The 12046-nt window shown below is 66.4% G+C and carries 10 protein-coding genes; 9 read left to right on the top strand and 1 reads right to left on the bottom strand.

The genetic code is table 11. The annotated features are described in order from the left end of the window. Positions 1-117 precede the first annotated feature (117 nt). On the top strand, positions 118-2160 hold the full coding sequence (locus H7F51_RS16710) for a TonB-dependent receptor (RefSeq protein ID WP_246448661.1): 2043 nt from the start codon (positions 118-120) through the stop codon (positions 2158-2160). 12 nt (positions 2161-2172) lie between these two features. Here H7F51_RS16710 and H7F51_RS16715 read toward each other — a convergent pair whose 3' ends face one another. After that, positions 2173-3510: an MFS transporter gene (locus H7F51_RS16715; protein ID WP_185665460.1), complete on the bottom strand. Its 1338-nt coding sequence runs from the start codon at positions 3508-3510 to the stop codon at positions 2173-2175. 171 nt (positions 3511-3681) lie between these two features. Between H7F51_RS16715 and cyoA the strand changes: the two genes are divergently transcribed. From cyoA to H7F51_RS16755, 8 genes are all read left to right on the top strand, one after another. Beyond that, a complete protein-coding gene (gene cyoA, locus H7F51_RS16720; protein ID WP_425491043.1) occupies positions 3682-4956 on the top strand; it encodes a ubiquinol oxidase subunit II in 1275 nt (424 codons plus the stop codon). A gap of 4 nt (positions 4957-4960) precedes the next feature. Continuing rightward, positions 4961-6967, top strand: coding sequence for a cytochrome o ubiquinol oxidase subunit I (cyoB, locus tag H7F51_RS16725; protein ID WP_185665461.1), 2007 nt, complete (start codon positions 4961-4963; stop codon positions 6965-6967). Between the two features lie 3 nt (positions 6968-6970). Next, the gene (cyoC, locus tag H7F51_RS16730) at positions 6971-7615 is read left to right on the top strand and encodes a cytochrome o ubiquinol oxidase subunit III (RefSeq protein ID WP_185665462.1); all 645 of its coding nucleotides are present in this window, start codon (positions 6971-6973) and stop codon (positions 7613-7615) included. Continuing rightward, positions 7615-8004, top strand: a complete 390-nt coding sequence (gene cyoD / locus H7F51_RS16735; RefSeq protein WP_185665463.1) for a cytochrome o ubiquinol oxidase subunit IV — start codon at positions 7615-7617, stop codon at positions 8002-8004. The genes cyoC and cyoD overlap by 1 nt, the downstream gene beginning before the upstream one ends. 56 nt (positions 8005-8060) lie before the next feature. Further along, on the top strand, positions 8061-8756 hold the full coding sequence (locus tag H7F51_RS16740; protein ID WP_343061317.1) for an SURF1 family protein: 696 nt from the start codon (positions 8061-8063) through the stop codon (positions 8754-8756). Then, positions 8756-10051 carry an ATP-binding protein gene (locus tag H7F51_RS16745; RefSeq protein ID WP_185665464.1) on the top strand — a complete coding sequence of 432 codons (1296 nt, stop codon included), beginning with the start codon at positions 8756-8758 and terminating at the stop codon, positions 10049-10051. The genes H7F51_RS16740 and H7F51_RS16745 overlap by 1 nt, the downstream gene beginning before the upstream one ends. After that, on the top strand, positions 10048-10614 hold the full coding sequence (locus tag H7F51_RS16750) for a response regulator transcription factor (protein WP_185665465.1): 567 nt from the start codon (positions 10048-10050) through the stop codon (positions 10612-10614). Before H7F51_RS16745 ends, H7F51_RS16750 begins: the two co-directional genes overlap by 4 nt. 125 nt (positions 10615-10739) lie before the next feature. Beyond that, positions 10740-12017: a gallate dioxygenase gene (locus tag H7F51_RS16755; RefSeq protein WP_185665466.1), complete on the top strand. Its 1278-nt coding sequence runs from the start codon at positions 10740-10742 to the stop codon at positions 12015-12017. Positions 12018-12046 lie beyond the last annotated feature (29 nt).

Here is a 12046-nt window from a genome sequence, read left to right on the forward strand (position 1 = left end):
CAGGGGGTGATGTGGTCGTACCGGCCATCGGCAATTCCGGAATGGTTCTGGCCATTCTCAGGCAGCCTGCGATATGGCGGTCCGAAATCGGCAGCAATGCTTGTTGGGGATAGAGTCTTGCCTGATCGTTCCGCTTTCGCAGTGTCCTTGGTTGCCGTGGCGTGGTCCGGCCTTGCCGGCACGCCTGCTCTTGCCGATACGGCAGGCGATGCCGCGGCGGGAGCGGATCAGACCATCGTCGTCACCGGCCGCGGTCTTGACCTTCCGCCGGCAGCGGCGGCCTATGACCGGGTCGAACTGCCGCGCGAGCGGCTGGAGCAGACCGGCTCGGGCCGGATCGAGGATGCATTGTCTGCCGTCGCCGGCTTCCAGCAGTTCCGCCGCTCGGACAGCCGCTCGGCCAATCCTTCGGCGCAAGGGGTGACCCTGCGCGCGCTGGGCGGCAATGCCACCAGCCGCACCCTCGTCCTGCTCGACGGGGTGCCGCAGGCCGATCCGTTCTTCGGCTATATCCCCCTCTCGGCGATTGATCCCTCGCTGCTCTCGGCCGCCCGGATCACGCGCGGTGGGGGGACCGGGGGCTTCGGCGCCGGGGCCGTCGCCGGCACGATCGAACTGCTCAGCGCCGGGCCGGATGAACTTGGCGTCGCGCAGGGCTCCCTCCTCGCCGACGACCGGGGCGACACCGACCTTTCGGCCAGCCTCGCCCCGCGCCTCGGACAAGGCTTCGCCGTCGTCTCGGGCCAGTGGGACCGGGGCGAGGGGTTCTGGACCACGCCGCTCAGCCAGCGCGTACCCGCCAGCGTCAAGGCGGCCTATCGCAACTGGACGGCCGGCTTGCGATCCGTCGCCCCGCTCACGCCCGAGATCGAACTGCAGGCGCGGGTTTCCGCCTATGGCGACAAGCGCACCCTGCGCTTTGCCGGGGCGGACACGACCTCGCTCGGGCAGGACGCCAGCCTGCGTCTCGTCGGGCGCGGCCGCTGGGGCTTCGAGGCGCTGGCCTATCTCCAGGCGCGCGATTTCACCAATATCGTCGTCTCCTCGACCACCTTCCGCCCCTCGCTCAACCAGTATGCCACCCCGTCCACCGGATGGGGCGGCAAGCTCGAACTGCGCCCGCCCGTTTCCGCCGAACACCTGCTGCGCCTCGGCGCGGACTGGCGCGCAGCCTCGGGCACGGCCTTCGAGGCCAGCCTCAACGCGACGACCGGCGCGGTCACATCGCGCCGCGCGATCGGCGGGCGCAACACCGATCTTGGCCTCTTCGCCGAGGATGACTGGACGCTCGGTGTGCTGGTCCTCACCGCGGGCTTGCGCGCCGACCGCTGGGCCGTGGAGGATGGCAACTTCACCGAAAGCAATGCCGCCGGGCTGGTCACCACAAGCAACGCCTATGCCCCGCGCACCGGCTGGGATCTCTCTGCGCGCGGCGGGGCCGTGCTCCACCTGAGCCAGACCATCGCCCTGCGCGGCTCGGCCTACACCAGCACCCGCCAGCCGACGCTGAACGAGCTGTACCGCCCCTTCACGGTCTTTCCGGTCGTGACCCGCGCCAATGCCGCGCTCGGCAACGAGCGGCTCGCGGGCTTCGAGGTCGGGCTCGACCTCACCCCGATCCCGGCGCTCACCCTCGGCCTCACCGCCTTCGACAACCGAGTGCGCCACGCCATCGCCAATGTCACCATTGCAACCAACTTGCGCGAGCGTCGCAATGTCGATGCAATCCACGCGCGCGGGATCGAAGCGACCGCTGCGCTGCGCCTCGGCAAGGTCAGCCTCGATGGCTCGCTCGCCCTGACCGACGCCAAGGTCGAGGCCAGCGGCACCTCGGCCGCGCTGAACGGCATGCGCCCGGCCCAGACCCCCAAGGTCGCCGCCAGCGCCACGCTCGGCTGGCATCCCGCGCGGAACTGGGCGCTTTCGCTCACGCTCAAGCACGTCGGCGCCCAGTACGAGGACGACCTCCAGACCGACGTCCTGCCCGCCGCGACCACGCTGGACGCCCATGCCGAACTGCCGCTCGGCTCCGGCGTGGCGCTGGTCTTCCGGGCCGAGAACCTGACCGACCGCATGGTCTTCACCCGCAACCAGGCCGGCTCGATCGACCTCGGCGCGCCCCGCACCGTATGGGGCGGCCTGCGCGTGAAGATCGGCTAGGAGAACCGGCGCTCAGTTCCTGCTGGCAAGACCCTTGTTCAGCGCCAGCGCGGCGAGGGTGGCGCCAGCGCCTGACAGCAGGTAGGCGCCCGAAGCGATCAGGCCGAAGTTGACCGACAGGAGGAGCGCGGCAAGCGGTGCGAAGCCGGCGCCGAGCAGCCACGACAGGTCGCTGGTGAGGGCCGAGCCGGTGTAGCGGTGCTCGGTCGCGAAGGTCGAGGCGACAACGCCCGAAGACTGGCCGAACGACAGGCCGAGGAGGACGAAGCCGAAGACCATGAAGGCGATTTCGCCGAAGGTGCCGGCGTCGAGCAATTGCGGCGCGAAGCCCGAGAACACCGCGATCCCCACCGCGCAGGCGCCCAGCAGGCGCCGCCGGCCGAAACGGTCGGCCAACTGCCCCGAGGCGATGATCGAGGCAACGCCGCAGGCGGCGGCCACGGCTTCGATCAGGAGGAAGCGGGTAGGGGTCTCATCGGTGAACAGAAACACCCACGACAGCGGAAACACCGTGACCATGTGGAACAGCGCGAAGCTGGCCAGCGGGGCGAAGGAGCCGACGACGATCGTGCGCCATTCGTTGCGGATGGTGGATGTCACGCTGACCGGTTGCAGGTCGCGGCTGTGAAACAGATGCTCGAATTCGGCCGTCACCACGATGCGCAGGCGGGCGAACAGCGCGACGACATTGATCGCGAAAGCCACGAAGAAGGGATAGCGCCAGCCCCAGTCAAGGAAGTCGGCGGCGGGCAGGGCGGTGATCATGTAGGCGAAGAGGGCGCTGGCGACGATGAGCCCGAACGGCGCGCCCAGCTGCGGGATCATGGCATACCAGCCGCGGCGGTTTTCCGGGGCATTTAGCGCCAGCAGCGAAGCGAGCCCATCCCAGGTGCCGCCCAGCGCGAAGCCCTGGCCGAGGCGGAACAGCGACAGCAGCCAGACCGAGGTCATGCCCGCATCGGCATAGGAGGGCAGGAAGGCGATCGCAGCGGTCGATCCGCCGAGCATGAACAGCGCGATGGTGAGCTTGGTGCCGCGGCCATAAGCCCGGTCGATCGCCATGAAGACCAGCGAGCCGACGGGCCGGGCGACGAAGGCGAGAGCGAAGATGGCAAAGGAATAGAGGGTGCCGGTCAGGGCATCGACGAAGGGAAAGAACAACTTCGGGAAGACCAGCACCGAGGCGATCGCATAGACGAAGAAGTCGAAGAATTCCGACGTCCGGCCAATGATCACACCGATCGCGATTTCGCCGGGCGAGGGCTCGTGGTGGCCGGTGAGCAGGGGCAGGCCGAGCGCGCCGCGGATGCCTTCTCCGGTGCTGTCGCCGGTCGGGGAGGTGCTGGTCATCTGTCGTTCGCGGCCTTCGTCTGTGGTCCGGGCTACCCGGCCAGGACCGAATCGTTTGCGGTGCGCGCGGCGCGCCCGGTTTCTCCGCTCCCTTTTGTCATTGATTGCGGTCAAGGGCATTGGGCAAAATGTCCTATGTTCGCATTCGCAGCATGAGCCTAGGCGCGAGTCATGAGTTCCACCGAGTCTCCCGAGATGCTCCTGCGTCCTCCCTTTCGTCCTCGAAATGCGGCAGATGTCCGCCGCTCTGCGCGGTTCGCCTCCGCCCTTGCGCTGATCGGCGGGCTTTCGGCCTGCCAAAGCGTGGTGCTCGATCCCGCCGGGGATGTTGCGCGGCAGCAGGGGGACCTGGTCGTCTGGTCGACCATGCTGATGCTGCTCATCATCGTTCCGGTGATGGCCCTGACGATCTTCTTCGCATGGCGCTATCGGGCTTCGAACGCCGAGGCGACCTACCAGCCGGATTGGGATCACTCGACCAAGCTCGAACTGGTGATCTGGGCCGCGCCGCTGCTGATCATCATCTGCCTTGGCGCGCTGACCTGGGTGGGGACGCACCTGCTCGATCCCTACCGCACGATCGGCCGGATCGATGCCGATACACCGGTCGCTGGCAATGTCCGCCCGCTCGAGGTCGATGTCGTCGCGCTCGACTGGAAGTGGCTGTTCATCTACCCCGAACAAGGCATCGCCACGGTCAACGAACTGGTCGTGCCGCAGGGCAGGCCGCTCCAGTTCAAGCTGACGTCATCCAGCGTGATGAACTCGTTCTTCGTGCCCGCCATGGCCGGCCAGATCTATGCCATGCCCGGCATGGAAACGCGCCTGCACGCCGTGATGAACCGGACGGGCGATTTTGCCGGCTTTTCGGCCAACTATTCGGGCGCGGGCTTCTCGGGCATGCGCTTTGCCACCCGCTCGGTCAGCGAGGCTGACTTTGCCGGCTGGACGGCCCGCGTGAAGTCCGGCGCCACCGGGATGCTCGACCGCGCGGCCTATCTCGATCTGGAAAAGCCGAGCGAGAACAATCCCGTGGCGCACTATGCTGCGATCGAGCCTGACCTCTATGGCGCCGTGCTCGACATGTGCGTCGAGCCGGGCAAGATGTGCCGCAGCGAGATGATGGCGATCGACGCGCGGGGCGGGCTGGGCAAGGCCGGCATCCGCAACGTGGCCATGCTGTCCTATGACAAATATGGCCGGCAGGCGTCGGCCGCCGCCAATGCCAACCCCGACGCCGCCACCCGGCGCGAACTCGCCTGGGTCCGCGCCCTGTGCAACCAGCAGCCCGGCATGGCCCCCGACAACACCGTGGCGGCCCCGGCCTCCATGAGGTCGCTGACCGGCGCCGGTCTGAGCGCCCCCCAATCGATCACGCTTGACGACAGCCGCGATCACGCCGGCCCCGCCGCGCCGGCGCACACCCTCCTGATTTCCCGGAACTGACGACATGGAAGCCGTAGATCATTCGCACTGGAGCCCGCTGCTGGGCCGCCTGTGGTGGGATGCCATTCCCACCGAACCGATCGTCCTGGCGACCTTCGCCGCCGTGGTTCTGGGCGGCCTGGTGGTGCTCGGCGCGCTGACCTATTTCAAGCTGTGGACCTATCTCTGGAAGGAATGGTTCACCAGCGTCGATCACAAGAAGATCGGCATCATGTACATGGTGCTGGGGCTGGTGATGTTCCTGCGCGGCTTTGCCGATGCGGTGATGATGCGCATCCAGCAGGCGATCGCCTTCAACGGACACGACGGCTACCTCACCGCCCACCACTACGATCAGGTTTTCACGGCTCACGGCGTGATCATGATCTTCTTCGTGGCCATGCCCTTCGTGACGGGCCTCATGAATTACATCGTTCCGCTGCAGATCGGCGCGCGCGACGTGAGCTTCCCGTTCCTCAACAACTTCAGCTTCTGGATGACCACCTCGGGCGCCGTGCTGGTGATGATGAGCCTGTTCATCGGCGAATTCGCCCAGACCGGCTGGCTGGCCTATCCGCCGCTCTCGAACCTCGCCTACAGCCCGTGGGTCGGGGTGGACTACTACATCTGGGCCCTGCAGATCGCCGGGGTCGGTACGCTCCTTTCGGGCGTGAACCTGATCGCCACCATCGTGAAACTGCGCGCGCCGGGCATGACCATGATGCGCATGCCGATCTTTACCTGGACCGCGCTGTGCACCAACATCCTGATCGTGGCCGCCTTCCCGGTGCTGACCGCGGTGATGACCATGCTCACCGCCGACCGCTACCTCCACTTCAACTTCTTCACGAACGACTTCGGCGGCAACGCCATGATGTACGTGAACCTGATCTGGATCTGGGGCCACCCGGAGGTCTACATCCTGATCCTGCCGCTGTTCGGCGTCTTCTCGGAAGTCACGGCCACCTTCTGCGGCAAGCGCCTGTTCGGCTATTCCTCGATGGTCTACGCGACGCTGGTCATCACCATCCTGTCCTACGTCGTGTGGCTGCACCACTTCTTCACGATGGGCTCGGGCGCCAGCGTCAACTCGTTCTTCGGGATCACCACCATGGTCATCTCGATCCCGACCGGGGCCAAGCTCTTCAACTGGCTGTTCACGATGTATCGGGGCCGGATCAGGTTCGAGCTGCCGATGATGTGGACCGTGGCCTTCATGTTGACCTTCGTGGTCGGCGGGATGACCGGGGTGCTGCTTGCCGTGCCGCCGGCCGACTTCGTGCTGCATAATTCGCTGTTCCTGATCGCCCACTTCCACAACGTGATCATCGGCGGCGTGCTGTTCGGCATCTTCGCGGCGATTAATTTCTGGTGGCCCAAGGCCTTCGGCTTCAGGCTCGATCCTTTCTGGGGCAAAGTCAGCTTCTGGTTGTGGATTCCGGGCTTCTGGTTCGCCTTCATGCCGCTCTACATTCTCGGCCTGATGGGCGTGACCCGGCGGATGCGGGTGTTCGACGATCCGTCGCTGCAGATATGGTTCGGCATTGCCGCCTTCGGCGCCTTCCTGATCGCGCTCGGCATCGCCGCGATGCTGGTGCAGTTCGCCGTTTCGATCCGGAGGCGCGAGGAACTGAAGGACGTGACCGGCGATCCGTGGGACGGCCGCACCCTCGAATGGGCGACTTCCTCGCCCCCGCCGGAATACAACTTCGCCTTCACCCCCATCGTCCACGACATCGACGCCTGGACCGACATGAAGCGCTGCGGCGTGGAGCGTCCGACCGAGGGGTTCCGTCCGATCCACATGCCCAGGGGCACCGGCACCGGCCTGATCCTGGCCGCCCTGTCGACCGCATTCGGCTTCGCCATGATCTGGTACATCTGGTGGCTGGCGGCGGCTTCGTTCGCGGCCATCATCGGCTACGCCATCGCCCATACCTTCAACTACAAGCGCGACTACCACATCCCCGTGGAAACGGTGGCCGCGACCGAGACGGCGCGCACGCGCCAGCTCGCCGAGGCGGGAGCCTGAGCCATGCAAGCGACCCTGCAAGCCGCCAAGCCCAAGGCTTCAGCGGCCGAGATCACCGCGGCGTTCTATGACCTGAACGAGCACGACCATCCCGAAGGCGGCAGCACCATGCTCGGCTTCTGGATCTACCTGATGAGCGACTGTCTCATCTTCGCCATGCTGTTCGCCGCCTATGGCGTGCTGGGCGGCAACTATGCCGCCGGGCCGGGGCCGAAGGACCTGTTCGAGCTGCCGCTGGTGGCGCTCAACACGGCGATGCTGCTGTTCTCCTCGATCACTTATGGCTTTGCCATGCTGGCGATGGAGAAGGGGCGGGCCGGGCAAACCCAGGTCTGGCTGCTGGTCACGGCCGTATTCGGCGCGGCCTTCCTTTCCATCGAGCTGCACGAATTCGCCGGCCTGATCCACGAAGGCGCGACGCCGATGCGTTCCGGCTTCCTCACCGCCTTCTTCTCGCTGGTGGGTACGCACGGGCTGCACGTCACCTTCGGCCTCGTCTGGCTGTTCACCCTGGTGGTGCAGATCGCGCGCAAGGGGCTGATCCCGGCCAACAAGCGCCGCCTGATGTGCCTCAGCCTGTTCTGGCACTTCCTCGACGTCGTCTGGATCGGCGTCTTCACCTTTGTCTATCTCCTGGGGATGCTGTGATGGCCGATCATGCCCACCCTTCGCACCGCGCGGACGATCATCACGCCGGGGATCATGGCAGCCACGGCTCCCTGCGCGACTACATGGTCGGGTTCTTCCTGTCCGCGATCCTCACCGCGATCCCGTTCTGGCTGGTCATGTCCGGGGCGATCGCCGACCGGCAGGCCAGCGCCATGGTCATCATGGCCTTCGCCGTGGTCCAGATCGTGGTCCACATGATCTACTTCCTGCACATGAACACCAAGGCCGAAAACGGCTGGACCGTGATGGCGCTGATCTTCACGATCATCCTCGTCGTCATCGCATTGTCGGGCTCGCTGTGGGTCATGTACCATCTCAACCACAACATGATGCCGATGGCGGCGCACGACATGGGGCAGTTGCCCTGAACCGCCCCGCAGCGGAACCGGACGGGCGCGGAGCGGCAAAGGCTCGCGGCCTGATCGTGCTGCTGGCCGTCCTGACCGCCGTGTTTGTCCTGCTCGGGCTGTGGCAGGTGCAGCGGATGGGCTGGAAACATGCCCTGATCGCAAAGGTCGATGCGCGCATCCATGCTGCGCCGGTCAGCCTGCCCGGCGAAGGCGGGATCGCCGCCGCAGGGCAGGGCGGGCTCGACTACCTGCGGGTCAGGCTGGCGGGGACCTATCTCGCACCGGCCACGGCGCTGGTCCGCGCCTCGAGCGAGCGCGGCCTTGGCTATTGGGCGATGACCCCGCTGCGGCTGGACGATGGGCGGACGATCTGGGTCAATCGCGGTTTCCTGCCCGCCGGAACGGCGCTTGGCGCCGCGCGCGCCAGCGTGCCCGGCGGGCCGGTCTCGGTGATCGGCCTCCTGCGCTCCAGCGAACCGGGCGGCAGCATGCTCCAGTCCAACCGCCCGGCCGACGACCGCTGGTATTCGCGCGACGTGGCGGCGCTGTCGCGGGCAAGGGGCGCGGGGCAAACCCTGCCGCTGTTCGTTGACAGCCAGGCCGAGCAGTCCGGCGAGCCGGGCCGCGCGCCGCAGCCGGCGGCGGGACTGACCACGGTCCATTTCCCCGACAATCACTTGTCCTACGCGCTGACCTGGTTTGCGATGGCCTTGCTTTCGGTATTCGGAATTTGGCTTGCATGGCGGCGCGGGAATGCCACACCGGCCTGATGCGAACGCTAGTTCCCTCGCTGCCTGCCGGGAGCGCCAGTTGGCGCAACGTACTGCTGCTGATGCAATTGCGCTGGATCGCGGTCATCGGGCAACTGGCGACGATCGTGGCCGTGGCGCAGGTGCTCGAGGTGCGCCTGCCGCTCACCCCGCTGCTGATGGCGCCGCTGTTGCTGATCGTGGTCAATCTCGCCACGGCGTGTCTGCTCAAGCGGCGCAAGGAATTCTCGCAGGGCGAACTGTTCGGCGCCCTGCTCATCGACGTCGGGGCCCTGTGCTGGCAGTTGTATCACAGCGGCGGGGCGACCAATCCCTTCACGTTTCTGTTCCTGCTGCAGATCGTCATCGGCGCGGTCATGCTGGAGCTGCGCTGGAGCTGGGTGATCGCCTTCATCGCCTGTGCGGCGATCCTGTTCCTGACCTTCGTCTACGTGCCGCTCGACCTGCCGCCGCGCCATGCGACCAACCAGTTCCACCTCTACCGCCTCGGCAGCCTGTTCTGCTTCGTGCTGGCGGCCGTGCTGCTCGTGGTCTTCCCGGCGCGGCTCGACCGCAACCGGCGCGAAAGCGACAAGGAACTGGAACTGCTTCGCCAGCAGGCGGCGGAAGAAGACCACATCATCCGCATGGGCCTGCTCGCGTCCGGCGCGGCGCATGAACTGGGCACGCCGCTGTCGTCCATGTCGGTCATCCTGGGGGACTGGGCCCGTGTCCCCGCCATTGCCGAAAATCCGGAATTCGCTGCCGATCTCGTGGATATGCGGGTTGAACTGGAGCGCTGCAAGACGATCGTGAGCGGCATCCTGATGTCGGCCGGCGATCTGCGCGGCGAGAACCCGAGCGTGTCCACCGTGCGCGCGTTGTTCGCCGATATCGTCGAGGAGTGGCGAGGGCGGATGAACGGGGAATTCCGGTTCGTGGACCGGCTGGTCGATGACGTGGTGATCGTCGCCGACCCCGGCCTGCGCCAGATCATCGGCAATGTCATCGACAACGCGGTCGAGGTTTCCCCGGAACTCGTCATCCTTGAGATCGCGCGGGAGGGCGAGGCGCTGACGGTCACGGTCTTCGACCAGGGGCCGGGCTTCACCGCCGGGATGCTGACCCGGATCGGCCAGCCCTATGCCTCCACCAAGGGGCGCGATGGCGGGGGGCTCGGCCTGTTCCTCGTCGTCAACGTGGTCCGCAAGCTGGGCGGGCAGGTCACGGTGGAGAACCGCGACGCGGGCGGAGCGATCGTGCGCCTCTCGCTGCCGCTGTCGGCGCTGGCCTACAGGAAGGAAGAGGCGCCATGACCACCCCGGACCCGGCAGGCCCAGCCCCCACGCCGCTGCCAGCCCCCACGCTGCTCATCGTCGAGGACGATCCGGCTTTCGGGCGGACCCTGCGCCGATCCTTCGAACGCCGGGGCTATGCCGTCGCCTCGGCCGTCTCTGCCGCAGAGGCCGAGGAGATCGCCCGGCAGACCCGCTTCGATTTTGCCGTGGTCGACCTCAAGCTCGGCAACGATTCCGGCCTCGCCGTTGTCCAGATGCTTCACGAGCTTGCACCGGAAACGAGGATCGTCGTCCTCACCGGCTATGCCAGCATCGCCACCGCGGTCGAGGCGATCAAGCTCGGCGCCTCGCAATACCTCGCCAAGCCGTCGAACACCGACGATATCGAGGCTGCTTTCGCCAGCCTGCAGGGCGATGCCACCGTCCCGGTCGACGGGCGCAAAAGTTCGATCAAGACGCTGGAGTGGGAATATATCCATCGCACCCTGGTCGAATGCGATTTCAACATCTCCGAAGCCGCGCGCCGGCTGGGGCTTCATCGCCGGACGCTGGCGCGCAAGCTGGGCAAGCGTCAGTTGTAAGGCGGCTCGGGGCTTGCCTGAGCGGATCGTGCACAATATTGCAAACAGTGGCTGCCGGATTCCGCTTATGCTGCTAGGACCCCGGCATTCCAGCGTCATCGCGGTGACATCTCGGGAGATCTGAATTGGCTACCATTGTCGGCGGCATCGCCACGTCACACACGCCCACCATCGCCTTTGCGAAGGATGCCGGCAAGCAGCAGGACCCCGTCTGGGCGCCGATCTTCGAGGGCTACGAGCCGGTCAAGGCCTGGCTGCGCGAGAAGCAGCCGGACGTGCTGCTCTACATCTACAACGACCATATGACGGCGTTTTTCGCCGATCACTATTCGCACTTCGCGCTCGGCATCGGCGAAAGCTACGGCCCGGCCGATGAAGGCGGCGGCCCGCGTGATCTGCCGCGCATCCAGGGCGATCCCAAGCTGGCCCAGCACATCGCGACCGCACTGGTGGCCGATGAGTTCGACCTGTCCTACTTCCAGGGCAAGGACCTCGATCACGGCGCCTTCTCGCCGCTGTCGGTCGTGCTCGATCATGACAGGGAAGGCTGGGCGGCGAAGCTGCTGCCGATCCAGTGCGGCGTGCTTCAGTTCCCGATCCCGAGCCCGCGCCGGTTCTGGAAGTTCGGCCGCTCGCTGCGCCGCGCGATCCTGTCGTACCCCGAGGACATCAAGGTGGCGATCGTCGGCACCGGCGGCCTTTCGCACCAGGTGCACGGCGAACGCTGCGGCTTCAACAACACGCCGTGGGACATGGAATTCATGGACCGGCTGGAGAAGGACCCCGAGGGCCTGCTCGACATCACGCTGGCGGAGTTGGCCGAGCGGGGCGGGATGGAAGGCTCCGAGATCGTGATGTGGCTGATGATGCGCGGCGCGCTCGCCAGCGAGGTCACCTGCACGCACAAGACCTATTTCCTGCCCTCGATGACCCCGATCGTCTCGATGATCCTCGAGGAAGGCGCTGACCGCGCTCCGGAGGAGACCGACGCCGAGTTCCGCGCGCGGATGAACCACCAGCTGGCCGGGGTGGAAAAGCTGGAAGGGACCTATCCCTTCACCATCGAGCGCTCGGTCAAGGGCTACCGGATCAACCACTTCCTCCACTCGCTGATCGAGCCAGAGGTGCGCACCCGCTTCCGCGAGGACGAGGAGGGCACGCTCGCCGCCGCCGACCTGACCGACGAGGAACGCGACCTGATCCGCAGCCGCGACTGGATCGGGATGATCCGCTACGGGGTGATCTTCTTCCAGCTGGAAAAGCTGGGCGCAGTGACCGGCGTGGGCAACATCCACATCTACGCCGCTATGAAGGGCCTCAGCCTTGAGGACTTCCAGAAGACCCGCAACGCCGCAATCACTTATGGCGTCGCCGGCAAGGAAGCGGGCGAAGCGGCGAAGTAAGCGCCAAGGCGGGCCCGGGTTGACCGGGC

Source organism: Novosphingobium flavum, from assembly GCF_014230315.1.
In the GTDB taxonomy this organism is placed as follows: domain Bacteria; phylum Pseudomonadota; class Alphaproteobacteria; order Sphingomonadales; family Sphingomonadaceae; genus Novosphingobium; species Novosphingobium flavum.

Bases quoted from the DNA above. Each gene is read 5' to 3' on its own strand.
- cyoA (WP_425491043.1), top strand. From the start codon at position 3,682: ATGAGTTCCACCGAGTCTCCCGAGATGCTCCTGCGTCCTCCCTTTCGT.
- H7F51_RS16745 (WP_185665464.1), top strand. From the start codon at position 8,756: ATGCGAACGCTAGTTCCCTCGCTGCCTGCCGGGAGCGCCAGTTGGCGC.
- H7F51_RS16750 (WP_185665465.1), top strand. From the start codon at position 10,048: ATGACCACCCCGGACCCGGCAGGCCCAGCCCCCACGCCGCTGCCAGCC.
- cyoB (WP_185665461.1), top strand. From the start codon at position 4,961: ATGGAAGCCGTAGATCATTCGCACTGGAGCCCGCTGCTGGGCCGCCTG.
- H7F51_RS16715 (WP_185665460.1), bottom strand. From the start codon at position 3,510: ATGACCAGCACCTCCCCGACCGGCGACAGCACCGGAGAAGGCATCCGC.
- cyoC (WP_185665462.1), top strand. From the start codon at position 6,971: ATGCAAGCGACCCTGCAAGCCGCCAAGCCCAAGGCTTCAGCGGCCGAG.
- cyoD (WP_185665463.1), top strand. From the start codon at position 7,615: ATGGCCGATCATGCCCACCCTTCGCACCGCGCGGACGATCATCACGCC.